Source organism: Nocardia ninae NBRC 108245, assembly GCF_007990755.1.
In the GTDB taxonomy this organism is placed as follows: domain Bacteria; phylum Actinomycetota; class Actinomycetes; order Mycobacteriales; family Mycobacteriaceae; genus Nocardia; species Nocardia ninae.
On the sequence record NZ_BJXA01000004.1, the window covers coordinates 107,787 to 134,771 of the forward strand.

General features: G+C 66.4%; 23 protein-coding genes and 1 tRNA gene. 9 read left to right on the plus strand and 15 right to left on the minus strand.

Going from position 1 to position 26,985, the window contains the following annotated elements; genetic code table 11:
* Positions 1–6: 6 nt before the first annotated feature.
* The 7 genes from NN4_RS05640 to NN4_RS05670 form a co-directional block, all read right to left on the minus strand.
* Entirely contained in the window at positions 7–810 is an 804-nt protein-coding gene (locus tag NN4_RS05640) for an NAD(P)H-binding protein (protein ID WP_147128880.1), read from the minus strand.
* 213 nt (positions 811–1,023) lie between these two features.
* Positions 1,024–1,488 (minus strand): DUF5130 domain-containing protein, encoded by a 465-nt coding sequence (locus NN4_RS05645; RefSeq protein WP_147128881.1) that lies wholly within the window; start codon positions 1,486–1,488, stop codon positions 1,024–1,026.
* Positions 1,475–1,780 carry an aa3-type cytochrome oxidase subunit CtaJ gene (ctaJ, locus tag NN4_RS05650; RefSeq protein ID WP_135235428.1) on the minus strand — a complete coding sequence of 102 codons (306 nt, stop codon included), beginning with the start codon at positions 1,778–1,780 and terminating at the stop codon, positions 1,475–1,477. Before ctaJ ends, NN4_RS05645 begins: the two co-directional genes overlap by 14 nt.
* 89 nt (positions 1,781–1,869) lie before the next feature.
* Positions 1,870–2,301: a hypothetical protein gene (locus NN4_RS05655; protein WP_147128882.1), complete on the minus strand. Its 432-nt coding sequence runs from the start codon at positions 2,299–2,301 to the stop codon at positions 1,870–1,872.
* An 845-nt stretch (positions 2,302–3,146) separates the two neighbouring features.
* On the minus strand, positions 3,147–5,216 hold the full coding sequence (locus NN4_RS05660) for a hypothetical protein (protein WP_147128883.1): 2,070 nt from the start codon (positions 5,214–5,216) through the stop codon (positions 3,147–3,149).
* 802 nt (positions 5,217–6,018) lie between these two features.
* Positions 6,019–7,620, minus strand: coding sequence for a glycoside hydrolase family 13 protein (locus NN4_RS05665; RefSeq protein WP_186818280.1), 1,602 nt, complete (start codon positions 7,618–7,620; stop codon positions 6,019–6,021).
* 134 nt (positions 7,621–7,754) lie between these two features.
* Positions 7,755–8,180 (minus strand): globin, encoded by a 426-nt coding sequence (locus tag NN4_RS05670; RefSeq protein WP_147128884.1) that lies wholly within the window; start codon positions 8,178–8,180, stop codon positions 7,755–7,757.
* A gap of 232 nt (positions 8,181–8,412) precedes the next feature.
* Here NN4_RS05670 and NN4_RS05675 point away from each other — a divergent pair, with 232 nt between their 5' ends.
* Positions 8,413–9,117, plus strand: coding sequence for an HNH endonuclease (locus NN4_RS05675; RefSeq protein ID WP_228542192.1), 705 nt, complete (start codon positions 8,413–8,415; stop codon positions 9,115–9,117).
* Between the two features lie 21 nt (positions 9,118–9,138).
* Here the strand turns inward: NN4_RS05675 and NN4_RS05680 are convergent, their stop codons facing one another.
* Entirely contained in the window at positions 9,139–9,708 is a 570-nt protein-coding gene (locus NN4_RS05680; RefSeq protein ID WP_234390759.1) for a helix-turn-helix domain-containing protein, read from the minus strand.
* 79 nt (positions 9,709–9,787) lie between these two features.
* On the opposite strand from NN4_RS05680, the gene NN4_RS05685 reads away from it, so the two are divergent.
* Together NN4_RS05685 and NN4_RS05690 are read left to right on the plus strand one after the other, a co-directional pair.
* Positions 9,788–10,534, plus strand: a complete 747-nt coding sequence (locus NN4_RS05685) for an AzlC family ABC transporter permease (RefSeq protein WP_147128885.1) — start codon at positions 9,788–9,790, stop codon at positions 10,532–10,534.
* Positions 10,531–10,842, plus strand: coding sequence for an AzlD domain-containing protein (locus NN4_RS05690; protein WP_147128886.1), 312 nt, complete (start codon positions 10,531–10,533; stop codon positions 10,840–10,842). The genes NN4_RS05685 and NN4_RS05690 overlap by 4 nt, the downstream gene beginning before the upstream one ends.
* Positions 10,843–10,883: 41 nt before the next feature.
* Here NN4_RS05690 and NN4_RS05695 read toward each other — a convergent pair whose 3' ends face one another.
* From NN4_RS05695 to NN4_RS05725, 7 genes are all read right to left on the minus strand, one after another.
* On the minus strand, positions 10,884–11,549 hold the full coding sequence (locus tag NN4_RS05695; protein ID WP_147128887.1) for a DUF8185 domain-containing protein: 666 nt from the start codon (positions 11,547–11,549) through the stop codon (positions 10,884–10,886).
* A gap of 43 nt (positions 11,550–11,592) precedes the next feature.
* Entirely contained in the window at positions 11,593–12,048 is a 456-nt protein-coding gene (locus NN4_RS05700; protein ID WP_135237886.1) for an acyl-CoA thioesterase, read from the minus strand.
* 8 nt (positions 12,049–12,056) lie between these two features.
* Complete coding sequence (locus tag NN4_RS05705; RefSeq protein ID WP_147128888.1) at positions 12,057–17,009, minus strand: NAD-glutamate dehydrogenase; 4,953 nt, start codon at positions 17,007–17,009, stop codon at positions 12,057–12,059.
* Positions 17,010–17,570: 561 nt separating this feature from the next.
* Entirely contained in the window at positions 17,571–19,247 is a 1,677-nt protein-coding gene (ettA, locus tag NN4_RS05710; protein ID WP_147128889.1) for an energy-dependent translational throttle protein EttA, read from the minus strand.
* A gap of 88 nt (positions 19,248–19,335) precedes the next feature.
* Complete coding sequence (locus NN4_RS05715) at positions 19,336–19,827, minus strand: single-stranded DNA-binding protein (protein ID WP_147128890.1); 492 nt, start codon at positions 19,825–19,827, stop codon at positions 19,336–19,338.
* 177 nt (positions 19,828–20,004) lie between these two features.
* Positions 20,005–20,973 (minus strand): threonine/serine dehydratase, encoded by a 969-nt coding sequence (locus tag NN4_RS05720; RefSeq protein WP_147128891.1) that lies wholly within the window; start codon positions 20,971–20,973, stop codon positions 20,005–20,007.
* A gap of 69 nt (positions 20,974–21,042) precedes the next feature.
* Positions 21,043–23,076, minus strand: coding sequence for a bifunctional copper resistance protein CopD/cytochrome c oxidase assembly protein (locus NN4_RS05725; protein WP_147128892.1), 2,034 nt, complete (start codon positions 23,074–23,076; stop codon positions 21,043–21,045).
* Positions 23,077–23,158: 82 nt separating this feature from the next.
* Here NN4_RS05725 and NN4_RS05730 point away from each other — a divergent pair, with 82 nt between their 5' ends.
* The 6 genes from NN4_RS05730 (at position 23,159) to NN4_RS05760 (ending at position 26,968) form a co-directional block, all read left to right on the plus strand.
* Positions 23,159–23,545: a DUF4345 family protein gene (locus tag NN4_RS05730; protein ID WP_222594991.1), complete on the plus strand. Its 387-nt coding sequence runs from the start codon at positions 23,159–23,161 to the stop codon at positions 23,543–23,545.
* 69 nt (positions 23,546–23,614) lie between these two features.
* Positions 23,615–23,691 (plus strand) — tRNA-Arg (locus NN4_RS05735).
* 1,006 nt (positions 23,692–24,697) lie between these two features.
* A complete protein-coding gene (locus tag NN4_RS05740; RefSeq protein ID WP_147128893.1) occupies positions 24,698–25,054 on the plus strand; it encodes a helix-turn-helix domain-containing protein in 357 nt (118 codons plus the stop codon).
* A gap of 8 nt (positions 25,055–25,062) precedes the next feature.
* On the plus strand, positions 25,063–25,470 hold the full coding sequence (locus NN4_RS05745; RefSeq protein WP_147128894.1) for a DUF6188 family protein: 408 nt from the start codon (positions 25,063–25,065) through the stop codon (positions 25,468–25,470).
* A gap of 495 nt (positions 25,471–25,965) precedes the next feature.
* Positions 25,966–26,367 carry a hypothetical protein gene (locus NN4_RS05755; protein ID WP_147128895.1) on the plus strand — a complete coding sequence of 134 codons (402 nt, stop codon included), beginning with the start codon at positions 25,966–25,968 and terminating at the stop codon, positions 26,365–26,367.
* On the plus strand, positions 26,357–26,968 hold the full coding sequence (locus tag NN4_RS05760; protein ID WP_147128896.1) for a hypothetical protein: 612 nt from the start codon (positions 26,357–26,359) through the stop codon (positions 26,966–26,968). The genes NN4_RS05755 and NN4_RS05760 overlap by 11 nt, the downstream gene beginning before the upstream one ends.
* Positions 26,969–26,985: the final 17 nt, after the last annotated feature.

Below are 26,985 nucleotides of genomic sequence, written 5' to 3' on the forward strand. Positions count from 1 at the left end.
TGAATGTCACTGGAAGAGAGCGGTATTGGCGGCGGCCCACTGGGCGAAGGTGGTGGCGGGGGCGCCGGTGAGGTCGGCGATGATGGTGTTCGCCTGCTGCGGGTGCTCGACCATGGTGGCGAGGCCGTCGACGTACCATTCGGCGTATTCGCCCATGGCCGGTGTCAGCTGTTGAATCGCCTCCTCCCGTGACACTTTCACCATCCTGAGGGGGCGGCCCAGTGCCGCGCCGAGCTGCTTGATCTTCTCGGCTCTGGTCAGCGTTTCCGGCCCGGTGAGTTCGTAAGCTTTGCCTGCGTGACCGTCGGACAGCAGGACGGCCGCGGCGACGCGGGCGATGTCGTCCATCACCAGCGGTGCGTTGGCGGCCTCCGGGTAGGCGTCCGGCAGCACGTCACCGGCCCGGATCTGGTCGGCCCAGATGGTGGCGTTCTCGGTGAATTCGCCGGCATAGAGATGCGTCCAGTCCAGCCCCGAGTTCTCCACGGCCCGCGCGATCGGTTGCCAGTCGGTGTACTCGTTGCCGGACAGATCGACGATGTGCCGGACGCCCGCGGCTTTCGCCGCCGCGACGACCTCGTCGATGGTTTCCAGGACCGGGGCGAGATACATCCGGTCCACCCCCTCGAACGCGGCGGGCAAAGACGACACCCGCTTCAGGTAACCCTTGACGACCTCCACTCCGGCCGGAAAGTTCGTCCGCTCCGGATGATTCGACAGCGCCCGTACGTCCTGTGCCCCCGCCGCGAGCAGGTGGTCGACCACCATCCGTCCGATATTTCCGGTAGCTCCGGTCACAAGAATTTTCATCCCACCACCCTGCGCGGCAGGCGCACCGAGCGGCAACCCCCAATTCTGGTACTAGCGAAGAGAAAATTTTCCGCGTCTGGACTTGTGACGACATAATCGCGATGCCACCGGCGCGCCCACGCGAGTAGGCCCGCAAACGCCACCGGCGCGCTCACCCAGTGGGTGAGCGCGCCGGAAGCAGCACTCGTGACTCCGCCGCAAGGGCGGGATGGTTCAGCGGCCGATCGCGGCGGCCATCACGCGAACCGCGGAAACCAGGCCGTCGATCAGCTGGCCCTGCCGGAACGAGCTCGATGCGGCGGTGACGCCGAGTTGGCAGACCCGGTCGTTCGCGCGGTCGGCGACGTCGCGGCCGGAGCGGACCTCGATCGCCTTGTCGTTGGGCGAGACCGCGATGAGCACCGAACGGGTCGCCTCGGGGGTCGAGGGGAAGATCGCGTCCGCACCCGCGGCCGGATCGGCGCCGAGATCGCCGATGTAGACGTTGAAGCGCACCTTGGTCGCGCGGGTCGCCTCGGTGAGCACGTTGTCCATGGCCAGCCGCTCTTCGTCGCTGAACGGGGCCTCCTTGAACACGTCACCCGCCTCGTGCACGCCGGAGACGCGTCCGCTGGTGGTGACCACATACCCGTGCGGCAGGTCGGACTCGACCACCGCGGGCCACTTAGAACTTGCCACTTGCCCGGCCTCCGATCAGCTCCGCCTTGGGGGCTTCGAGCGCCGCATGATGGCCATGCGACGACTCCGCGTGATGGCCGTGCGACTCCTCGGCCCTTTCGTGGTGAAATGCGTTCGTCACCTCGTCGGTCGCGCTCCACAGCACCGGCGCCGCCGTCCACTGCTGACCGAGGTCGTAGTGGGCAGGCTTCTCGCCGGGCAGTGGCTTACCGAGATACGACAATCCGGCAATCGCGCCGTAGACCACCAGCGGGATGCCGAGGAAGATCAGCACTGTCTCGAGAATGCTCACGGTCCAACGGTAGACGATGCTCTGTAGTAGTTCCTCTTCTGGTCGCACTGTGACTGTTTCGTGTCGGGTCGCGGCGACGACCCCGCCGGTCATGGGCGGGGAGGCCGAAACCGGACGCTGACTTGGATCTCTTCCGGCCCGCACCGCCGCCACAGGGCCCGGGCGGTCCGCCACCCGGTGCGGAGGGCGAACACGAGCGCGCAGCAGGCCAGTGTCCGATGCTCGACATCGTCAGGCCATCCGCTGCCGACCAGCTCGGCGAACGTCGCGGTCGTCATCACGCCGGCCACCGCAACCGGGATATCGAGCCGCAGCGTGCGACGGATCAGCCCGGCAGTCGCGGGGCGGGCACCGATCGGGCCTGCCGATACCGGGAACGACACAGGCAGCACAGGGCCGGACGGCACATCCGTCCGGACACTGTCGGCGGTGTCGTCCCGCGCGCTCGAGGTGACCGACCGGTCTCCGGTATCACCTGTGCGCGTGGCGTCCCCCGCGGGATCGCGGTGAGAATTCAGCATCTGCGTTTCGTCTTCCTAGGTGAGGAATCCGTGTTCGAGCACTGAATCAGCACGACGGAACACGAACTCAGGAATATTCAGGGAATGCGACCGACGCACGATTACGTGCAGTTCTTCTCTGGTATCCGCAGCGGGCCCGATTCGAGAGCCCGCCACCCTTCGCCAGCGAGAGGACGAATACGAGCATAGCCAAGACCGGCCGAGTTTCAACATTCCTTTTGCACCCTTGCAGCAGAAGCGACTCGGCCCATGGCGAAATCGGTCCGGTAGAGCGCAACTCTCGGCAGCTTCCAAAAAGCAGACACACCGATAGACGCGTTTGGAATTGGAATTCCAAATACGAATCGGCACCGTTCCAACCAAGCTCCGCCAGCCCTCGGAGGTCGTTCCAAACGGAGGGATTTGGACTCTGATGCATCGCTCTTACCTGTGCTTTTGGAAATTTGCACCAGAGGGAAGGCCGCACAAGGATGACGAACGACCGTCGAGGTTGCGTCGGCAACCAGTCCACCATGCACCGGGTTACGCGAGCACAGCAATCTGACTCCGGCCCTCCCGACTCGCGCACAGAGAATGCGCCCGAGAAGCAGTGTGAACCAGTGGACCGTCCCTGAACGCGATGGTCGGACCGCCGGGCAACGAGGCGTTATAGGCGCCACTACGAGAAAACTGCGCAGTACTCGACAACGGAAGTCTCGACAAACTGCATGCAGCAAAGTGTTTGAGCCGCCGATATACCTACCGCTCGAGATTGCAAATGCAAATACACCAGTGCAGATTGTACGGAAAAGCAGACGTTCGAGAATTTCGCGGCGCCGTAGTGGCGGCCAGCGAAAGCCCTGGTCCTACGCGACCCCCGGCCGATTCCGGGCAGACCACCGACCCGCGGCGGCCGTGGCCAACCGCGCCATCATCAACTCCGCGGCCGTCGCGGAGTCCGCGGGAGACACCGCTTGAATGTTGCGGAGCCGAGCGTCACGTGGATACACCGGTTCCCGCACCGGATCCCATGCGGTCGTCACCGAGGTGAACTCGACTCCGCCTCGAATCTTGGCCGCCGTGAACAACTCTCGTCCGCTCAACGGCACGGCGACCCCGCGCTGCTTCGCGCGCTCGACCACCTCGATCACCATGGCGACGACCTCGGCCGTTTCCGGAACCCGGCGATGACGGCCGCTACGTCGCTCACCGGCCCGGTAGATCCGCGCGAGGCGTCCGGTGCCGTCATGATCGACCACCGCCACCGAGCTCACCAGCCCATAGCCGGTCCGCGCAGGCACGGCGGTCACCCGCCACGCCGCCACATACAACGCGGGCTGCAGCACGCTGGTGGCCTTGGTGCCCGCCGGCCCCAGATATACGAGTTCACCTCGGCCACCGTAGATTCCGAGCACGCCGGATTCGGTGAACACGATATCGCCGGGGCGCAGGTCGACGTGGCGGACGGCGACCGCCATCACCGGCAACTCGAAGCGGATATCGGGTGGCAGCGGCAGGTCGATGGCCTTGAAGGCCTCGCGGACGAGCCATGCCTGCGATCCCGCGTACGGGAAGACCAGGCGGTCGATCGCCCGCAGCGCGGCCGGTCCCGGTTCGGCGGCCCGCGCCGCGGCCTCGACCCGTTCGGTCACCGCACCCATGACCGCCTCGTACTCCGATATGACGCGCTCGGTCGACGAGTCGGCCGGGCGCGACGGCATCGTTACCTGCTGCGCGGGTGCACCGTCTCGCGGGCCCGGCGGAATGTCGGTCGACGACGGCGGAACCGCATCGAAAACTGTTGGTGTGGGAGGACTCTGCGCAGGGCGGTCCGCCAGCAGTACAGACTCCCACGTGATGCGGCGTGTCGTCCGAACCTGATCCCGGGGGATCAGCCAGCCGTATGATCCGCCCACCGACGAGGCGAACAACAACGCGAGTCCATTGCCCGCATAAAGACATTCACGGCCATCGGCCAGGATGAGGATGTCGCCCGGCTCGGCGTTCTCGAACGGCACGTGCACGCCGGCCTCGGCCTGTTCGCCCGCGCGGGTCCGCAAGGTGATCCCCGCGGCACCATAAGCCTTGCGGATGAGCGACGCCGCGGTGAGATTCTCGAGGGAGCGCGGGTCAGCGAGTTCTTCGCGAACGAACCGCAATGCCATTCGACCTGGCGAGACCCGCACCCCCGAATCCCGCAGCACGCTGCCGACCCACCAACGGTGGCCCTGCGTTGCCGACTCTGCGCCTACTGCCCGCACCGCGGGATCGCGCGGCTGCCACGGTTCGTACGCGTGCGGCTCGTACTGTGTGGCCGGCAGGGGCGTGATGAACCGCGTGCCGACGGAGCCGTAGACATCAGCCGGCGAGAAGGTTCTTCTCGGCGAAAACCGTTGGGTAAGCCCACGCCACCACTCCGACCAGCCACCCGGCTGAGCAGACAACGGGGTGCCGGGACCGGCGTTCACGGTGTTCGGCAAAACGGTTTCCCGCTGCCCGGCAACCGGCCCGGAGCCGCTCACGTACCGTCCGGGAGAGTGCACACCGTCGGCCTGGGGCCGGGGCGACTCTTCTGTTCCGCGGAGCCCTGCCTTGCCCGCCTCCGGGAACCTGCGCCTGATCTCCGCGCAGCGGGCCACCGCGAACTCGATCTGCTCCGGTGGGAGTTCGCAGCTCTCCAAATACTTTTGGAGCAGCGCGGGCTTCGGGAAGCTCGTGTAGGTGGGGTTTCCGGCGTAGTTGTACACCGTCTGCCGTCCGGGCTTACCGGCGCAGCGTTTCGCGACAGCAGCCCTGGACAACCCCGATGAACGCTGCGCCTCGGTGGTCATCTCCAGGAACTCCGTGCGCAGTCGGTCGTAAGAGGCGCCGTCGAGATCGAGCGTGAGTTTCAGCTCGGTGCCTGCCTTCTCGGCCGCGGACACCTCGGCCCTCACCGCGGTGAACGGCAGTCAGCACCACCCGGAACCCGACGTAGTGCGCCATCGAGCCACGCGCCACAGCCAGCTCTCCGACGCCGCACGCACCTCGGCACTCCGGCGGACACGACAAAACCGGTCACGTCAACTCCTCAACCTGTGTAACGAAGGAGTCCGCGGGCCGCGATGCTGCGCGCCGACCACTGCGATCGGCGCTCGTGGTCCGGATCCACTATGAGGTGGGTACCAGCCGTTGAGCCTCGCGTGCCTCGCGAACCCCAAAGCATCGTGGGTGCAGCCGAATTCGGGACCATCGCGGCACTGCGCGCTACAGGCTGGTTAAGCCGAGCGCGGCCCCCCACTGCACTGGGGGCACCGACCAGTCTCCCATTCCGCGACCGCTCACGGCCAGTCCCCGCGAGCAAAAATCACAAATGTGTAACTTCGCTGAGAGCGAACCGCGTTCGGGTCGACGACAACCCCGTCGACCAGCGATTTGGACTAAAACGCAAGCCCCCTGAACGCCGATTTGGACCGCACGAACTAGTCCAATTGGAAAAATGCATCGCGCACATAGGCAAATTTCGGCGTGACGGGTGCGGCTTTCCGGCGGCATAGACGCGGCCGACTGGCTCGCAACGATCAATCGCTACGGGCGCAGCCCTCCCCACGCTGGGGTGTAGCCGCACACAGCAACACCCCAGCACAACTACGTGTACCTGTCCGAGTGGACGCCGCGGTCCCTATGCCTTCAGCATCGTTCTGCCGCAGCGGCTTCCGCAGTCTGCCCACCGAAAAGTTCCGCGGACAACCGCGCCCGCTAGACCAACCACGCGGCCGTGTTCGGCGGCAGCTGACCACCGTCGAGCGCGGCGCTGGCCAGCAGCACGTCACCGGGTGGCAGCTGGGTGGGTATGTTCGACGCGTTCAGCACACAGACCAGGCCACCTTCGCGGCGGAAGGCGAGGCACCCGGGCGGGCTGCCGTACCACTCGATCCGGTCACCGCTGAATTCCGGTCGCAGGCCGCGTAATTCGATGGCCATCCGGTAGAGCGAGAGAGTGGAGCCGAGTTCCTCGAGCTGCGCTTCCACGGTGCGTCCCGCCCAGTCGGCCGGCATCGGCAGCCACGGTGTGCCGGTGGTGAATCCGAACGGGGGTGTGGTGCCCTCCCACGGGATCGGCACCCGGCAGCCGTCGCGGCCGCGTTCGGTGTGCCCCGACCGTTCCCACGCCGGGTCTTGCAGTACCTCGTCGGGTAGGTCGTCCACGTTCGGCAAACCGAGTTCGGCGCCGTTGTAGATGAAGACCGTGCCGGGCAGCGCGAGCTCGACCAGCAGCATTGCGCGGGCCCGCGCCTCACCCACCGCACCGCCGCCGTAGCGGGTCACTTCCCGGGCGATGTCGTGGTTGGACAGCGTCCAGGTGGGTGCGGCCGCGACCGGCGCGACCGCGGCGAGCGAATTGTCGATCGCCGCACGGACGTGGTCGGCGTCGAAGTCGGTCTTGGCCAGCCGGAAATTGAAGGCCAGGTGTAGCTCGTCGGGGCGCAGGTACTCGCCGAATCGAGTGTTGTCGTTCACCCAGACCTCGCCGATCGACACCGCGTCCGGATAGTCGTCGAGCACCTTGCGGATGCGGCGGTGGATCTCGTGCACGGCGGGGTTGTTGAAGCGCGGATCATCGTCGTCGTTGGACAGCATGCTGGACTTGGCCACCGCCATATCGGGCAGCCCGGCCGGTTTCGCCATACCGTGCGCCACGTCGAGGCGGAAGCCGTCGACGCCGCGGTCGAGCCAGAACCGCAGGGTCTTCTCGAAATCGGCGGCAACCTCCGGGTTTTCCCAGTTCAGGTCGGGCTGTTCGGGCGCGAAGATGTGCAGGTACCACTGGCCCGGCGTGCCGTCGGGCTCGGTAATCCTGGTCCAGGCGGGGCCGCCGAAGATGCTCGGCCAGTTGTTCGGTGGGGCGTCGCCGCCGGGGCCACGTCCGTCCCGGAAGAGGTAGCGGGCCCGTTCCGGGCTGTCTGGTCCGGCTTCCAGCGCCGCGAGGAACCAGGGATGTTCGTTGCTGGTGTGGTTGGGCACCAGGTCCATCGTGATCTTGATGTGGCGCAGGTGCGCCTCGGCGATCAGCTCGTCCATGGCGGCGAGGCCACCGAACAGGGGGTCGATATCGCGCGGATCGGCCACGTCGTAGCCGCCGTCGGCCATCGGCGACGTCATCACCGGACACACCCAGAGTGCGTCGATGCCGAGCAGTTCGAGGTAGCCGAGTTTCTCCCGGACGCCACCGAGGTCACCGACCCCGTCGCCATCGAAGTCCGCGAATGATCGGGGATAAACCTGGTAGAAAACGGCCGACCGCCACCATGGTTGCTTGGCGCGATCCACCGGCACCAGCACGGCGGGTGTATCAGTCACACCTGCAATAGTGCCAAAGTTTTGCGGCAAAAACCCTTAGGCGGAGCAGTGATCTCAACTTCCGGCAAATCGCCAGCGTCCGCCGCGACGCGCCGAAAACCCTCGGCCCGTCTCGGCTCTGGCGCCAAACGCCCTCACCAGGGGGCGTTCATCAGCGAATTCGCCGCCATCTCCAGATAGTCCAGCAGCACCTTGCGGTGCTCGTCATCGAGTAGCTCGGGTTCTATCTCGGCTACGGCGATTCGCATGCAACGCAACCACGCGTCGCGCTCCAGCGGACCGATGGTGAACGGGTGATGCCGCATCCGCAGCCGAGGGTGCCCGCGCTCCTCGCCGTAGGTCCGCGGCCCACCCCAGTACTGCTCCAGGAACATGCGCAGTCGGCGCTCGGCCGGGCCGAGATCTTCCTCGGGATAGAGCGGGCGCAGCACCTCGTCGGTCGCCACCTCGCGGTAGAACGCCGCCACGATGCGCCGGAACGTCTCCGCCCCGCCGACCGCGTCATAGAACGACGTCGCCTGTTCTGCCGAAGCCGCTGCTGTCTGCTCGCCCGAAGTCATAGACCCTCTCGATTCGCTGGATGCGCCGACGTCCATTGTGCCCGCGCTCGGCATCGGCAGCCCACACCGCGGTTTCTCGGGACGGTAAATCGCGGGCCGGCGGCTCTTCAGCCACAGTTAACCGGACATTGTTGAAAATCACCGTGCAATAGCCGACGTTCCATGGTCAACTGGGTGGCAATCTCTGCCGAGCTAACAGCATGATCCTGCCAATCATGAAATTGAGGTCCAGATGAAGCAGCGGCACAGCGCCAGATCACACGAGGCGCGCACACACCGACAACTCCAGCCCGCCGACGTCCACAATCGTGGGTCGGGGGCTACTCCGCTGCACATCTTGTCCGATCATTATCCGGGCGCGCATCACGGTCACGCCGATCATGCGCACCGCTCCGCACCGCCGCACAGCGAGAGTCCGAGCTGGTTGAAGCGCCGGGTGCTGCTTCTGAACGCCACCTACGAGCCGCTCACCGCTCTGTCCGCGCGTCGCGCGATCGTCTTGCTCATCTGCGATAAAGCCGACACCGTCCATCACGACGTCGAAGGTCCGGTCGTCCATTCCGCCGAATCCGCCGTCACGATCCCCTCGGTGATCCGCCTGCGCACCTATGTCCACGTGCCGTATCGGGCCCGCGTCCCGATGACCCGCGCCGCACTCATGCACCGCGACCGCTATCGCTGCGGCTACTGCGGCGGCAAAGCCGAAACCATCGACCACGTCATCCCGCGCAGCCGGGGCGGGGAACACTCCTGGGAGAACTGCGTCGCCAGCTGTGCGCCGTGCAATCACCGCAAGGCCGACAAGATGCTGAGCGAACTGGGCTGGACCTTGCGCTCACCGCTGGTCTCGCCGAAGGGACCGCATTGGCGGCTGCTGTCCACGACAGCCGACCTGGACCCGGTGTGGTTGCAGTACCTGGGTGAAGGCGCCGCCTAGCCCCGGGTTCGATATAGGGGTTTAGGTGTATTCGATCACGAGGGTCGCCCAGGTGGCGGGCTCCAGTGCTTCGAAAACGTGTGGGAGATCGCCCGGGTAGGAGATGTAGTCGCCCGGGGATAGGTCGACGGGTTCGTCGATCAAGCCGACTTTGGCGCGACCGCTCGCGAGTAGTACGTGCTCGACCACACCTGGAATGTGCGGCTCGGAGCGGCGCGCGTGGCCTGGCTCGGCGGTGATCCGGAACAGGTCGCGGCGGGAGTTGGGTGGGCTCGCCGCCAGCAGGGTCGCGCGGTAGTCGGATTCCGCGGCAGCGACCACGGGGCCCTCCCCCGCGCGGATCACCTGAACGGTGGGGCGTGGCGGGTCGAGCAGGCCGGAGAAGGGCATGTCCAATGCGACGCACAATGCCCACAGGGTCTCCAGGCTCGGATTGCCGGTGCCCGATTCCAGTTGGGAGAGGGTGGATTTCGCGATGCCCGCGCGGTTCGCCACCTCGGTGAGGGACAAGCCGGCGCGGGTGCGTTCACGGCGCAAAGCGGCAGCGATCACCGCCTGGGGTGTCTGCGCCGGTGAGTCCCGCTGTGCCACTTGCCCTCCCATCGTGTGATCGAACACTCAACAGGAAACCATATTGACGGATCGGTTCGCTGTGTTCACTATAAGCTACATGCGTTCGATATGGCGAACACTCGGGCGGGATACGTTCTCCGGGATCGCGGCGGTGTGCCTTGCCGTCGCGGTGATCGGGGTGTCCTACGGCGCGACCGCGGTGACCACCGGCCTCCCTGCGTGGCTGCCCATTGCGCTCGGGATCGTGGTACTCGCCGGAGGTGCGGAGTTTCTGTTCATCGGGATCGTCGCGGCCGGCGGCAGTCCGATCGCGGCCGTGCTGGCCGGGCTGGTGGTCAATGCTCGGCATCTGCCGTACGGGTTGTCGGTGCCCGATGTGGTCGGCACCGGGTGGCGGCGGTTCCTCGGGGTGCACCTGATGAACGACGAGTCGGTGGCGATGTCGCTGGCCCAACCCGATGCCGAGCGGAAGCGGGCTGCCTACTGGGCGTGCGGTTTCGGCGTGCTGCTGGCCTGGCCAGTCGGTGCCGCGCTCGGTGCGCTGATCGGGTCCTTCGTACCGGATACCGCGGCGTTCGGGTTGGACGCGGTGTTCCCTGCTGTGCTGCTCGCGTTGATCATTCCGGCGTTGCGGGACATAGCGACACGGCGTGCGGCGTTGGTGGGAGCTGCGGCGGCGGTCGCCAGTGCGCCGTTCTTGCCTGCGGGAATGCCTGTGCTGGTGGCGCTTTCGGGGTTGTTCTTCGTGCGGCCTCGGGGTGGCAAAGGAACCACTGCCGAATCGGAAGCTGTTGCACCAGCGCCGAATTGCGAGCGGACCACATGCGAATCAGGTGTCGAATGATGCTGATCGCAGGCATGATCGCCCTCGCTCTCGGAACCTACGCCTTCCGCTGGTCCGGACCAGCGCTCCGCGACCGTATCCGCTTCCCCGCCCGCACAATTCAGCTCCTGGAGGTCGGCGCCGTCGTCCTGCTCGCCGCTCTGGTGGCAGTCACCGCGCTGCCCACCGCCTCCGGCCACTTCGGATTCGCGCTGCCCGCAGGCGTTCTCGTCGCCGCGTTGCTGGCCTGGCGCAAACAACCCATCCTGCTGGTAATCCTCGCCGCCGCAACAACCACCGCCCTCCTACGCCTACTCGGTCTCCCCTGACCCGCCCGTCCACCCTGCCCTGCTGAGCCGTCGGCGGTGGGTCAGCTCGGGGAGAGGGAGATGCCGCCGCCTCGGCGGCGGGCCACCGAACCGTAACGGGCGTCGATGCGCAGCCAGGTGTTGGTGGCGCGGACTCTGACGATTTCGGTGGGGAGGATGCGGGCGGGGTCGGCCTTGTCACCGGAGTGCGGGATGAAATCCATTGCGGTGAGGGCGAAGACGACACGCATCGGGACCTCCACCTCGATGTCGCCACCGGAGACGGTCAGTACGGGCTGGTCGAGCAGCGAGGCGGGCGGGCCGTGACTGCTGCCGTGTTCCTTGGCCAATCGCGCGCCTTGCTCGGCGAGTTCGACCAGGGTGCGCGCCGGGACGTCCTCGACGTGGGTGAAACCGTCCATCGGCGGCAAAGCGCCACGCCAGGCGGAGTCCATCGAAAAGCCGAGGTCGATGGGCAGGCCGGAGGCGAGGCCGGCCAGCACCATGTCGGCGCCCACGGTGACGTCGTCGACGCCGAGCTCGCCGACGATGGTGCGGACCGCGAGCGCCTCGAACCCCGTTGCCACCCAGGCCGAGACGTGCTGCTCCCCGCGGCGGCGGATGCGTACCACCACCGCGGGGTCCAGCCGCAGTGCCCGAGTCAGGAACGTCGCGAGATTCTCTCGCTCCGCCGGATCGGGCACGTGCAGCACACGTTGTTCCGGCATCACGGCTGTGCTGCCGTTCGCTTTACGTGACTACCGATGTGGATCAGTCCATCCACTCGGCGAGATAGTCGCGTTCGGCATCGGTGAGCCTGCGCAACCGCTGCGCGGACATGTCGAACGCGGCGATCTGGGTGGACGCGATCACCGCGGCCGGCGAGTCCGGCGCCGCACTCGCGGCACGCACCTCGTAGCCGATGGTGAAGTCGACCGCCCGCAGCTGCTCGATCCACATGGCGATATCGAGCGGCGTGTCCTCGTGCCGCAGCTGACCGCGGTAGCGCACCCGCAGGTCGGCCAGCACACAGCCGGTGCCGAGCGCGGCGGTCGGCCTACCGGGCTCGAGCAGCCACGGGATCCGCGCCTCCTCCAGCAGGGTCACCATCCGGGCATGGTTCACATGCTGGAAAGCATCCATGTCCGACCATCTGACCTCTACCTGGGTGTGGAAACGCTTGGGCAGCACGACATTGCCGCCGTGTGCCTTCCCGTTACCGTTCAACGAGCTCGTCAACGTGGTACCTCCGATTGGGCGCCCACCCCGCTCACCATGCTTCGCACTTGCCGCGCCGCAACCGACAGCGTGGCGAGATCGTGGGTTCCGGACTCGAACAACTCCGACAGTGCCGCTCGGGCGCGCCCGAGCCGGGACTGGTTCTTCGACTCCCAGTATGCAATCTTCTCGTCGGCGCTCTCTTCCGGGTCACCGGCGGAGAGCACATCGAGGGTCAGCGAGCGCAGCGACGAGTACATATCGTCGCGCAGCGCGAGCCGGGCCAGCGAGTGCCAGCGGTCACCGCGCTCGAGGTGGCTGACCGCCTGGAGCAACCAGTCGATCTTGAGGTGCTCGTTGAGCGCGTAGTAGAGCGCACCGACCTCGTCACCGTCACGATCGGTGATGTCGGCGATATCGACGATGTCGAGCAGCGGGAACAGGTTGAGCAGCCCGAACACCTCGGTGGCCAGGTCGGTCGGCGCACCGCGGGCGATGAGCTCGGCCGACTGATCGGTGAGCGTCGCGACGTGGTGTCCGCGCAGCCAGCCCGGCACCTTCGGCGCCAGCGCCTGCACGTCTTGGCAGTACCGGTTGATCTCCGCACCGACCGCGATCGGCTGCGGACGGTTGCTCAGGAACCAGCGCGACGCCCGGTCCAGCGTCCGCTTGGTTTCCAGTTCCAGCAGGTCCCGCACCGCGGTGGTGGCGTCGGCCGCCCGGATCCTGGCCCACATCTCCGGCAGGCCGAAGATCTCGGTGGCCGCGGCGAACGCGCGCACCGAATCGGTGGCCGTGGCGCCGGTCTCCTCGCTCAACCGGTGCGCATAGGTGATGCCGCCGTAGTCGACCATCTCGTTCACGATCATCGTGGTGAGGATCTCCCGGCGCAGCCGGTGCTTCTTGATCGCGGCACCGAACCGGTCGCGCAGCGGCGTCGGGAAGTAGTCCGGCAGCCGGGTGACGAAGAACGGGCTGTCCGGCAGATCCGTGTCGAGCAGGTCGGCCTTGAGCGAAAGCTTCACGTGCGCCATGAGATTGGCGAGTTCCGGCGACGTCAGGCCGGTGCCCTCCTCCAGCATGCGCTTGAGTTGCGCCTTCGACGGCAGCGCCTCCAGCTCGCGGTCGAGGCCGCGGCGCTCTTCGAGATCCTCGATCAGGCGCATGTGCACGTTCAGCATCTGCGATGCGTCGGTGCGCGACATGCCCATCAGGAAGTTCTGCGCCACATTGTCTTCCAGCACCATCCGCGCGACCTCGTCGGTCATCGAGGCGAGCAGCGGGTTGCGTTCCGGCGCGGGCAGCTGGCCCGCGCTGACCACACCGTCGAGCAGCACCTTGATGTTGACCTCGTGGTCGGAGCAGTCGACGCCGGCCGAGTTGTCGAGCGCGTCGGTGTTCATCTTGCCGCCGTGGCGGCAGAACTCGATGCGGCCGAGCGCCGTCGCACCCAGGTTGCCGCCCTCGCCGATCACCTTGACGCGCAACTCGTTTCCGTTGACGCGGACCAGATCGTTGGACTTGTCGCCCACGTCGGCGTTGGACTCGGTGCTCGCCTTGATGTAGGTGCCGATGCCGCCGTTCCACAGCAACTGGGCCGGCGCGAGCAGGATGGCGCGCACCAGCTCGGGCGGGGACAACGACTCCACCTCGTCGGCCAGCCCCAACGCCTTTCGCGCCTGCGGGCTGATCGGCACCGACTTCACCGTGCGGTCCCACACGCCGCCGCCCTTGCTGATGAGCGAGGCGTCGTAGTCGGCCCACGACGAGCGGGGCAGCTTGAACATCCGCTGCCGTTCGGCGTAAGACGCGGCGGTGTCCGGGTTCGGGTCCAGGAAGATGTGCCGGTGGTCGAACGCCGCGAGCAGGCGGATGTGCTCGGACAGCAGCATGCCGTTGCCGAAGACGTCACCACTCATGTCGCCGATGCCGACGACGGTGAAATCCTCGGTCTGGGTGTCGATGTCCATTTCCTGGAAGTGGCGTTTGACGCTCTCCCAAGCACCCTTGGCGGTGATGCCCATGGCTTTGTGGTCGTAGCCCACCGAGCCGCCCGAGGCGAACGCGTCGCCGAGCCAGAAACCGTAGCGCTTGGCCACATCGTTGGCGATGTCGGAGAAGGTGGCGGTGCCCTTGTCGGCGGCCACCACCAGGTAGGTGTCGTCGCCGTCGCGGCGCACCACCCGAGCGGGCGGCACTACATCGCCGGTCGCGCGATCCACGTTGTCGGTGACGTCGAGCAGGCCGGAGATGAAGGTGCGGTAGCAGCTGACGCCTTCGGCGCCGAGCGCCTGCCGGTCCGCGACGGGGTCACCGGTGGCGGCAGGCGGCTGCTTCACGACGAAGCCACCCTTGGCACCGACGGGGACGATCACCGCGTTCTTCACCGCCTGGGCCTTCACCAGGCCGAGCACCTCGGTACGGAAGTCCTCCAGCCGGTCCGACCAGCGCAACCCACCACGGGCCACCGAGCCGAACCGCAGGTGCACACCCTCGACCCGCGGCGAGTACACGAAGATCTCGAATTGCGGCCTGGGCTTGGGCAATTCGCTGATCTCGCGCGGCTCGACCTTCATCGAGATGTAGTCGCGCGCCATGCCCTCGGCGTCGGTGACGTAGTAGTTGGTGCGCAGCGTCGCCCTGATCAGGTTGAGGATGGCGCGCAGGATGCGGTCGGCGTCGAGGCTGACCACGTCGTCGATCCGGCCGCGGACCTGGATCTCCAGTTCGGCGGCGTGCTCGGCCGAGAAGTTGTCCGGGTCGAAACGCGCCCCGAACAGGTCCACGAACAGCCGCGCCACGTCCGGGTAGGTGAGCAGCACCCGGGAGATGTTGGCCTGGCTGTACGGGAAACCGGCCTGCTGCAAGTACTTCGCGTAAGCGCGCAGGATCGAAACCGCACGCCACGGCAGGCGTGCGCGCAGCACCAGTTCGTTGAGTCCGTCCGCTTCCGCGCGGCCGTACCAGGCCGCCTCGAAGGCCTCGGTGAACCGCTCGCGCAGGCCACGGACCTCCGCCTCCAGCACGGCGGCCCGCTTGGACGACTCGAGCAGTTCCGCATCCAGGTCGCGGTCGAGCGCGCTGCGCAGCAACTCGGCGCGGGCCAGCAGGCCGAAGTCATAGATCCAGCGTTCGCCGCCGGTGCTCGGGTCACCGCCGGGCTGCGGCTCCAATTCGAGCTGGTACGGACGCTCATCGACAACTTCCACACCGAGGCTCTGCAGGACCGGAAGCACCTGGCTCAGTGAGATGCCGGGGCCTGCGACGTAGAGCGAGAACCGCCAGGTGCCGGGATCGGAATCCGCGTTGCGGTACAGGTATTGGTCGATGCCACCCTCGCGCAGCCGCTCCAGGCGAACGATGTCGGCGAGCGCGCGGCCTGCCTCGAAGTCCTCCTTGTAGGCGTCGGGGAACGCCTCGGCGTAGCGCTGCACGACCGCCGGGTCGAGCATGGTGGAGGTGCTGACCTCGTCGTTCAGGTGGTCTTCCCAGGTCCGGCTCGCCTCGGCGAGCAGGCCCTGGATGCGCAACCGGTTCGCCTCGGAGGTGTCCGCGGGCGGTGCCGCGTAGCGCGGGGCACCGAACTCGACTTCGGGCATGCGGACCGTGAAATACACACTGGCCAGGTCGCTTTCGCCGACCCGCGCGGAGTAATCGATGGAGACGCCGCCCAGTTCGCGAACCAGTATCTCCTGCATCTCCAGCCGCACCCGGGTGGTGTAGCGGTCGCGCGGCAGGTAGACCATGCAGGCGACGAAGCGGCCGTAGCCGTCGGCCCGCAGGAACAGCCGGACCTGCCTGCGCAGCCCGATGTTCAGTACCGCGAGGGCGGTCCGGCGCATCGTCTCGGCGTCGGAGGAGAACAGCTCGGTGCGCGGGAAGGACTGGATGACCTCGAGCATCGCCTGCCCGGAGAACGACTCCAGGTCGAAGCCGCTCTCCTCGATCACCGAGCGCACCCGGCGCTCGATCACCGGGATGTCGAGCACGTTCTCGTGCACCGCGGTGACCGTGAAGACGCCGATGAACAGGTGCTCGCCGACGATGGTGCCTGCCTCGTCGAAGTCGGCGACACCGATGAAGTACGGGTACACCGAGCGGTGCACGGTGGCGGGCACCAGACCCTGGGTCAGCATCAGCAGCGGGCGGTCGGTGGCGTTGATCGGCACCCGGAAATCGGTGCCGACGTCGGGCCGGAGCACGCCGAGGCAGGTGCCAGGCATCGGGTTGGACGACTCGCGTCCCTGCTCGGAGCTCAGCTGGTAGCGGGCGTAGCCGAGCACGGTGAAGTTGCCGCTGGCCAGCCAGCGCAGCAGGTTCGCGGTGTCGGACAGGTCGGTTTCCGCGAACGGTGCCGTGCCCGACTTGGCGGCCAGCTCCAGGTCGTCGGCCAGCCTGCTCTGGACATCCTTGATCGCCTCGGTGTCACCGATGACCTGGCGGACATCGGCGATCACGTTCGGCATGCCGGATTCGATCCGGCTGAGCAGCGCCCGGCTGGTGGCCGGGTGCAGTTGCAGGTGCATCCATGATTCGCGCAGTGCGGTGGCACCGTTGGTGCCGTCCACTACTTCGTGCGGGGCGGCGTGCTGCAGGCGTCCCTCCGCATCGCGCTCGACTTCGAAGATCGGGTGGATTACCTCGCTCACACTGACGCCGAGCCTGTTCAGCGACGAGGTGATCGATTCGACAAGCAGGGGCATGTCGTCGGTGACCAGCTGCACCGCCGCGCCGAGGCCGGAGCCGTCGTCGGGGTGATACACCCGGACCAACGCCCGGCCCGCCGGGCGGTGCATGGCCAACTCCATGTGCCGCCGGAAGATCTGGGTGATGCCGGTGATCGCGCAGTCCACATCGCCAGCGTCGACGTGGCGGAAATACGCCTCCTCGAGGGTCGCCAGTTCGCCGCGCAGTACCTGCGGCAAACTCGCGGCCCACGCCGCACTGGACAATTCGGACGAGACCGTCATTTTTTCGCCAACTCCTCGGATTCGGTTCCGTAACAAAGCGACGCCGGTCCGAGAGTAGCTGTGCGTTGCAGGCGAGGGGGTGAAATCCCTTCCAATCCTGGGGTGTTCACCATCACCGCGGTGTTCGCCACGCGATTGCCCAGCTCGGATGAAGGATCCAGGCACAGCATCGTTCGGACTCGCGAACGTCAGGTGTGCGCGACAGGGTCTTTCTGCGGCGGCAGCGGGGCCGAAGCACCTCGGATCAGCTCGGCCACCATGTCGACGGTGGGAACCGCCGATTGCTCGAACTGTGCCTGCGCATTCACGTGTCCCACACTAGCGAGATTCGAACTGGCTGTGGGCGGCGGTGGGGTGCGGTTGTACCGGATCCGAGACATAACGGACGTCCTTCATCGTGGCGCGACGAACTCGTCGGTCCGGGCCCGACATTGTGGGCTCGGTGGAAGCCGGGATCGGGGCGTGACCGCGTGGCAACGGTACGGATGGATCCCGGAGCAAAGTCAGCTATGCCGAGGCACCGCGGGCCGACCCGAGGGGTCGGCCGGCCCGCGGTCTCGATCAGTCGCGGGTCAGCTTGCGGTGCGTAACCCGGTGCGGGCGGGCCGCTTCCAGGCCGAGGCGCTCGATCTTGTTGGCCTCGTAGGCCTCGAAGTTGCCCTCGAACCAGAACCACTTGGCGTCGTTGTCGGCGTCGCCTTCCCACGCCAGGATGTGGGTGCAGGTGCGGTCCAGGAACCAGCGATCGTGGGAGATGACCACGGCACAACCCGGGAACTGCTCGAGCGCGTTCTCCAGCGAACCCAGCGTCTCGACGTCGAGGTCGTTGGTCGGCTCGTCGAGCAGGATCAGGTTTCCACCCTGCTTGAGGGTGAGCGCCAGGTTCAGCCGGTTCCGCTCACCACCGGAGAGCACGCCGGCTGGTTTCTGCTGGTCCGGACCCTTGAAGCCGAACGCGCTGACGTACGCGCGCGACGGCATTTCCTGGTTACCGACCTGGATGAAGTCGAGCCCTTCGGACACGACCTGCCAGACGTTCTTCTTCGGGTCGATGCCTGCCCGGTTCTGGTCGACGTAGCTCAGCTTGACCGTCTCGCCGACCTTCACCTCGCCGCTGTCGGGGGATTCGAGCCCGACGATGGTCTTGAACAGCGTGGTCTTACCGACACCGTTCGGGCCGATGACGCCGACAATGCCGTTGCGCGGCAACGTGAACGACAGATCCTTGATGAGCTGGCGGTCGCCGTACCCCTTGTCCAGGTGCGAGACCTCGACCACCACGTTGCCGAGGCGCGGGCCGGCCGGAATCTGGATCTCCTCGAAATCCAACTTCCTGTGCTTGTCGGCCTCGGCCGCCATCTCCTCGTACCGACCGAGGCGGGCCTTGTTCTTGGCCTGGCGGGCCTTGGCGCCGGAGCGTACCCAGGCCAGCTCGTCCTTGAGGCGCTTCTGCAGCTTCTGGTCCTTCTTGCCCTGGACCTCGAGCCGCTGGGCCTTCTTCTCCAGGTAGGTGGAGTAGTTGCCCTCGTAGGGGTAGGCGCGGCCACGGTCGAGTTCGAGGATCCACTCGGCGACGTTGTCCAGGAAGTACCGGTCGTGGGTGACGGCGAGCACGGCGCCCGCGTACGCGGCCAGGTGCTGCTCGAGCCACAGCACGCTCTCGGCGTCGAGGTGGTTGGTCGGCTCGTCGAGCAGCAGCAGGTCGGGCTTGCTCAGCAGCAGCTTGCACAGCGCGACGCGGCGGCGCTCACCACCGGAGAGCTGGGTGACCGGCTCGTCCGGCGGCGGGCAGCGCAGCGCGTCCATGGCCTGCTCCAGTTGAGAGTCGACGTCCCACGCGTCGGCGTGGTCCAGGTCCTCCTGCAACTTGCCCATTTCTTCCATGAGCTCGTCGGAGTAGTCGGTGGCCATCAGTTCGGCGATCTCGTTGAAGCGGTCCAGCTTCACCTTGATCTCGCCGAGGCCCTCCTCGACATTGCCGCGAACCGTCTTCTCTTCGTTCAGCGGCGGCTCCTGCTGCAGGATGCCGACCGTCGCGCCGTTGGCGAGAAAGGCGTCGCCGTTGTTCGGCTGGTCCAGTCCGGCCATGATCTTGAGCACGCTGGATTTACCGGCGCCGTTCGGGCCGACGACACCGATCTTGGCGCCGGGAAGGAAGTTCAAGGTGACATCGTCGAGCACGACTTTGTCGCCGTGCGCCTTGCGAACCTTCTTCATCGTGTAGATGTACTCAGCCATAAGGAGGAAGCCTATCGGTGTCGGAAACGGTGAGTTGAACCGGCGGATACCCCTCGCAACGCGCGGCCGGAACTGCGCCGCGCCGGGGTCAGGCGTCGGCGTGCTCGGGGTGGGTTGTCCGGGGTGGCGCCGCAACTGCGGCAGCGACATTCTCCCCCGGCCCATCGCCTGCCGGCCCTGGTTGTTCAGCGCCGAAGCCATCTCCAGTATTCCGCATCTCCGACCACCGGGTCACCTGGGCGACGCAGCGCGCGAGGTCGGGGCCGACGGCGCTGGCCCGCATCTCCAGGTCGCGTCGTTCCGAGCCGTCCTTGCTGCGATATTCCAGCGAACGCAACTGACCGTGGGCGATCACCGGATCGCCGCGGCGCAACGAGCCCTCGACGCCCGCCGCCAGCCTGCGCCAGCAGTTCACGGTGAGAAACAAGGTGCCGTTGTCCACCCACTCCCCCGTCGCGCGGTCCAGCCGACGCGAGTTGCTCGCCATCCGGAAGCTCAGCACCTGCTCACCGTTGGACAGGTCCCGCTTCACCGGATTATTGACGATGGTGCCGATCACGGTCGCGTTCGCCTCGTACATGATGACGCCCCTTCGCATTCGACCCGTGGCGGTTGCCCGGGGACTTCCTCCCCGCGAGGAGTGCCTCCAGCCTCATCGATTCGGCGGGCGGCCGGACGCCTCGATCCGAGAATGTGGACAACTTTCTCGGATGTGGATATCCCGCGCTTCTTTCAGGGCAAAGGGATGCGAAAGTGACTACAGCACTGAGAGATCCGTGTTGGCACCGCAGAGGACGATGACCGGACGCTCATCGTCGGCCGGCACGTACGCGCCGCTCTGCACCGCCGCCAACGCCGCCGCACCCGCGAATTCCACCACGACGCGGAACTCGCGCCACAGGTAATCACGGGCCGTCGCGATCGCATCGTCGGTAACCAGCAGCGAGCGCACTTGGTAACGCCGCGCGATATCCATCGCGATATCGCCGATTCTGGTGGCACCCAAAGATTCCGCCGCAATGCTGGACACCCCGACCTCGACCGGCCGGTTCGCGGACAACGCCGCATGCAGGGTCGGAATGCCTTCCGGCTCGACGCCGATCACCTGCTGCCGACGGCCGATCGCAGCCGCAATGCCCGCCACCAGCCCACCGCCGCCCACCGCGGCGAGCACCGACGGCCGCCCGCGCACCTGTTCCTCGATCTCCAAGCCGACCACACCCGCGCCCGCGACGATCGCGGGCAGATCATAGGCATGCAGTTGCAGCGCATTACGTTCCGCGGCGAGCTCGTTCGCGTAATCCAGCGCCTCGGCGTATGTCGTTCCGTGCCAGAGCACCTCGGCACCGTGCGACCACATCGCGGCCACCTTGGTATGCGGCGCCGACTCCGGAACGACTACGGTGCAGGACTTTCCGAGCTGCGCGGCCGCCAGCGCGGCGGCGATACCCGCGTTGCCGCCGGACGCGATGACCACCTGGTCGATGCTCGCCGCGGATTCCAGCAGCGCGTTGAGGCTGCCCCGGACCTTGAAAGTGCCGCCGTGCTGCAGGTATTCGAGCTTCATGGTGACCGGTACCGGACCGTTCGGCCCGGTCACGGTGGTGTGGAAGACCGGTGTCTTGCGGATCCGTCCGGCCAGCCGCTTACGCGCGGCCCGCACATCGGATCGGTAGATCCGATCGATCGGTCTGTGTTCGGAGAAAACTACGGACCGTTCGTTCACAACCACACCTTGACCACGCTCGACTCCACCATGACCTGAGACCTCATGCCCGCAGGCATGGTCCTACCCCTACTTGTGTACCCCTCCATCGCGTTTGGCCAGCTCGGCGAACATCGCGTTGTGCGCGGAGAGGGCGGCGTCATGGTCGCGGTCGGCGGCTCGATCGGTGCGCTGCGCCAGCTTTCGATCGCTGCGCGACCACTGGATGAGCAGGGCGAGCATCACCACGACGAGCGGGACCTCGCCGCTGGCCCAGGCCAGGCTACCGCCGGTGCGCTGGTCGCCGAGCAGGTCGCCGTTCCAGTCGAGGCCGAGGCTGCGGTAGAACCAGCCGCCGAGCACCGTGGTCATGCTCATCAGCGCGATACCGAAGAAGGCGTGGAACGGCAGCGAACCGAACACCATGCCGAGTTTGGTCAGCGGTTCCACCTGGCGCGGTTTCGGATCGATGCCGATGACAACCCAGTAGAAGAGGTAGCCGCTGAGCAGGAAGTGCAGGTTCATCAGCAGGTGTGCTGCATGCGAATCCGCGTACGTATTGAAGATCCCGCCGAGGTACAGCGCGTAGAAGCCGCCTACGAAGATGACCGACGCCACGATCGGGTGGGTCAGGAAGCGCGACACCGGATTGTGCACCGCGGCCAGAATCCACTCGCGTGGTCCGGGAGCGCCGTTGCGTCCGGCGGGCGGCAGGGCTCGCAACGCCAGCGTCACCACCCCGCCCAGCGCGAACAGAATCGGCGCGAGCATGGACAGCGCCATGTGCGCGCCCATGTGCACGCTGAACATCGCGGGCGCATACCGCCCCACCCCGGACGAGGTGGCGATCAGTAGGACAACGCAGCCGGACAGCCAGGCGATGGTCCGCCCGACCGGCCACGCGTCGCCGCGGGCCCGAAGTCGGCGCACGCCGAGCAGGTACACCACCGCGAGCACGATGGCCAACGTCCCGAAGATCAGGTCGAAGCGCCAGTCGAACAGCAGTCGCCCGACGGTCGGCGGACCGGCCAGGTTGTAGCCGAGTTCCACCTCGGCGGCCGTCGGGATCGAGGTCGGCGGGGGTGGCGGGGTCCGGCCGAGGCCGACCGCGAGCCCCATGGTCGCCGCGAAGATCAGCACCTCGACACCCGCGAACCGGATCAGCGCGCCACGGTCCGCCGGGTTCGCGGCGAGCGCGGGCAGTGCGGCGCGGCGCTGCGCAAAGCCGATCAGACCGAGGATCAGCAGCGCGGCGGCTTTGGCGAGCACCAGCCTGCCGTAGGTGGTGGTGAACAGTTCGTCCCATGGCACCCGGACCCAGGAGTTGATCACGCCGCTGACCCCGATGGTGACGAACGCGAGGGTGGCGGTCAGCGAGAACCGCCGCGCGGCCAGATCGGTGTGCGCGCCGCCACGGCGTGCATGCGCCAGTAGCGCGAACAAGCCGCCGACCCAGACCGCGGCCGAAACCAGGTGCAGGATCAGGCTGTTGGTGGCGACGTCGTGCGCGCCGCCCGAAGACGAGTGCCCGGTCAACGCCAGCGGCATCATCGTCACGATCGACCCGGCCAACAGCACCGGCGTCCACCCCCAGCGCAACGCGAGCCGCGCACCGACCGCCACGATCAGCGCGAAGATCACCGTGGTCCGCCAGGCGCCCGCCAGCTCGATCTGATCGATGGCGCGCCACAGGCCGTCCGGTCGCAGCGTGTCACCGACTGGCTGCCCCGTGGTGTCCGACACCGTCAACGGAACGAGCAGGGCGGCGCACACAGCCCAGATGAGCGCGAAATTCGAGGCGCGCCGAATCGCGCGATAACCACCCACGTCGAGCAGGCCGCTCGCTTGCGGGGGCACCAGAAACGCGGCGAACAGCAGCGAGCCGACGGTCAGCGCCGCCGACAGATCGGCGAGCGCGCGCACCGCGGGCAGGCCGTACGTGGTCAGCGGACCCGGATCCGGAATGCCGAGCAGACTCAACGCGTGCGCCGCGGACATCGCGACCACCAGCGCCGCGACCACCGCCGCGATCGCCCCCGCCAGCGCGATGATCACCGCGTATGTCGCCGCCGACCGAGTGACCTCCGGACCTGATGAAGCGGACGGATCCTGCGCTGACGACATACGACACAGCGTAGTTCGATTGTTATCGCGTGGCCGCGTCGGGTTTGTGCCGATAGGGTGGTCGGCGAATCACGGAGGTGCAATGTCGATCGTGTCGATCGTGTTGATTGCCTTGGTGGCGTTGTTCTTCGCCGCCATGGGCGTCTACGGGCTACTGCGGCCCAGCCAACTCGTCGACCCACTCGGGCTGCTCGCCGACCGCGCGGACGCCCGCGCCGAGGTGCGAGCCGTCTACGGCGGTTTCGGCATCGCCATCGCCGTAGTTCTCGGGTTGGCCGCCGCCGATGTCGGCAACCTCAGATTCGGGGCCTGTGTCGCGGTCGCCGCCGCGCTCGGCGGTATGGCGGTCGGCCGGATCTGGTCGGGTTTCGTCGAAAGCCCGTCCGCTTTCTTCCCCGTCTGGTTCTACCTGGTGCTCGAGGTGATCATGGCCGCAATGCTTGTACTCGCCGTCACGGTCGACCCCTAGCCATCTGGTCGGTCGCTATAATTGGCGCGCTGGACAGCACGACCAATGTCGGCCATGGTGGAACCCACTGCCTCCGTAGCTCAGTTGGATAGAGCAAGGGCCTTCTAATCCCTAGGTCGCAGGTTCGATTCCTGCCGGGGGCGCCACACCCCCTGTGGTCTGCACAAACAGTGCGCCACAGGGGGATTACCCACCTAGCGCCGCGGTCAAACAGGTGGGATGTTTGCGAGCAGCCCTCTACGTGTCGCCTAACTGCCGACGCAATTCGGAGCCCGCGCCAACGGTGCGAGCTGAGCTAGCAGCAGGCCACCGCCGACACCATCAAAGGTGCCTCACTCGGCGCGACCCGGCGAGCTCTCACCACATCACCTATGCGGCGTTCCACCTGCGTATCCAGCCCTCACCGTCACACCGGGCCCAGTTGACGCAGCCAGCACCCGCACGAGCATCGACTCCGCCTTCCAGCCGCCGGAATCCAACGGCCCATCCAGGACGAAGTGAGTGATTACTCCAGCGCCGCAAGTCTGATCCGCCACCGCTCCGGCCGACGTCATCGTCGGGTTCGCGCCCCATGACGCCACCCGATGCGACTCAAAAGTCTTGCCTGGCAAGTGGTCCCACAGAGTTGTGGGCAGACGTCGTCCGATCCGAGTCGGCACGGCGTCGATCTCGGACAGAGCGTAAGCCCAGCGAAACCGCCGTGACGCGGTGAAGTAATCATCTCCAGGGGCGGATGAAAATCTGCACTGACGAAGGTAGACATTTGCCAACAGTCGGTATACAGTCGCTGTCGTTCGCATGAAGAAGTCCAGTGGCCGGGCAGGTGAACTGCCCGGAACAGCAAGTTCCACTGTCCCCCTCCGGCGGAGAAGAGAATCCGGTGCAGTTGGCCGGACCGCCGGAGGGGACGAGGAAGTCAGTGAAGTAGTAGCAAGACACGAACAACTCTGAAGTAAGACCGGCGATCTGGGAGGTGGTCACTGAGTAGTCACTTATCGGTTCCGCGTCCCAGGCAGTGTCGGGAGCGGTGTAAGACATCGGCCGACAGGGCCGGTGAAAGGAATTGAAGTCGATCAAACCCCCTCTTCTGTAAATCCCAGGCCCCGGCGCACCCGCGCCGGGGCCTGCCGACGTTGACGCCCGAGAGGTGCTGTGCAGCAACCGAACAACCATCCCGCCGACGGTCCCAGCCCCTCGGACAAACTCGATGACGACGACTACCCTGCCTACAGCATGGGGCGTGCCGCGGAAATCCTCGGCGTCACCCAATCGTTTCTGCGCGGACTCGACGCCGCGCGACTGTTGACCCCGCAACGCTCGGCCGGCGGGCACCGCCGCTACTCGCGCTACCAATTACGTATTGCCGGGCGCGTACGTGAACTCGTCGACGCGGGCAACCCGCTCGAGGCCGCCTGCCGCATCGTCATCCTCGAAGACCAACTCGCCGAAGCCCAACGGCTCAACACCGATCTGCAACACAGCCTCGACCAGCGCACCGACCGAGACTGAGTGCTCAGGTGACCGATGCGGGTCGGGTCGTGCAGTTGGCCATCGTCGGACAGCAGGTAGCGGACGTAATCGTAGGGTTCACGGCGACGATTCGGTTGGGTTCGCCGAACGGGTTCGAGTTGCAGATCGAGGGCGACGTGACCTTTGGGACGCATGCGGGCAACCGGCGACAGGCCACGGCCGGTGAGTACGCCGACATCAGTTCCGAACTGGAATCACTCGTTGGTTCTACCGTGACGAGGGCCGATGCCAGTGAAGTCGAAGGGTTGAGTCTCGGGTTCGATTCCGGCGCTACGATTCACGTTCCTGTCCACGACAGGTATGAATCCTGGGGAGTTGCGGGGCTGGATCACTCCCGGGTTATTTGTTTGCCGGGTGGGGAGTTCGCCATTTGGTCTGCCCGCAAAAGCAAGTGACGTAAACCGGTAGGCAGACCGCTCCACGTATGCCGCTCCGCTCACCGTGGCCGGGGGCCGAAGAGCGCTTCCCGAAGCGCGACGGCAAGCTTTCGCTGCACTCTCCGAAGAGTTTTTACCGTCGTCTCGTCGGAGAGCCCGGTGGTGATCGACCAGTCTTGTCCGGATCCGAAAACGTCACTGGCGAAGACGAACTCGGTTGCGACCAGAGTGCGCCGCCAATCTCGTGCAGTCAGCGGTTCCTCCGCAATCAGAGCCGTACGCAGTCGTCGACCTTCCTGGAAGAGGTCCGCTACGGTTTGAAAGCCCATAGCGACGGCGAGTGCATCGGTGCAGTTGGCCGGGCCACCCCATTCGCTCAACCCGCAGCGTAGAAGCTCACGCTCATCCTCCGATAGGTCTATAGCCACCAAGCAGTCAGGCTCCACGAACACATGATCACCTACGACATGCCCGGTCACATAGAAGTCGTATCTGCTTGCCAGACTTGGGAGTATGCGAGAGGTTCATCGGGATGTGGTCGCGGTCGAGGGTGCGAAGGCGCTGGTCTGGACTGACGAAGGGCTGTACGACGTCGCTGCGGGCTGGCGGTCGATTCCGTTGGACGGGTCCTCGAGTTCATCGAGGTTCAGCGGCTACGGTGCCGAGTTCGATGCCGCGACGGCGTCACCGCGCGGCGATGTTGTCGCACTGGTGGCGAGCACCGGCGACACGGGGCTGCTGCTGAGGCCCGACGGCGAGCTCATCCGCGAAATCAACCGCAGCGACTACTGCGCCGATGCGTATCGATATCCGTTGGCGCTGTATGCACTTCCGGACGGCCGTACCGGGCTGGTGCATTGTCCTGAGGACTACAACCGCCTGGAAGTCGAGGTCGCGGTGAGCGGTGAGCGGTGAGCGCATCACCGTCGACACGGATCGTGAGCCTGAGGATGTCTTCCATTCTCGTTTGGCGGTCTCGCCCAACGGGCGGTATCTGCTCAGCGCCGGATGGGTATGGCACCCCGTGGATTGGCTGGCTGTCTACGAGCTGTCTCGGGCATCGACCGAACCGGCCTTACTCGATTCTCTGCGCGGATTCGCGCCGACAAGCGCTGATGTCGCCGGCGCGTGCTTCCTCGACAACGACGACGTCGTCATCAGCACCTGCCCGGCTGCGGCTGTTCCTGAAGATCCCGAATCGCTGGGGCCCGATATGTTGGCGCGCTGGTCGCCCGCCACCAAGACTTTCGCGTGGCGCAAACAGCTTGATTCGACTGCGGGCGACGTCGTTGCGATGGCGGGGCACTTCCTGGCGCTCCACGAGTACCCCCGCCTATATGACGCCACGAGTGGCGCACTGATGGCCGAATGGCCCGACCTCTCGACTGGCCCGTCGACCAGCTCCATCGTGTGGGACGAATCCTTTTCCGGGACAGCGCGAGTGGCGATCGACCCCGCCGGTCAGCGGTTTGCAGTGACCGACGGCGAGCGGATCACGATCGTCCGGCTCGAATAGACCACCCATCGACATGA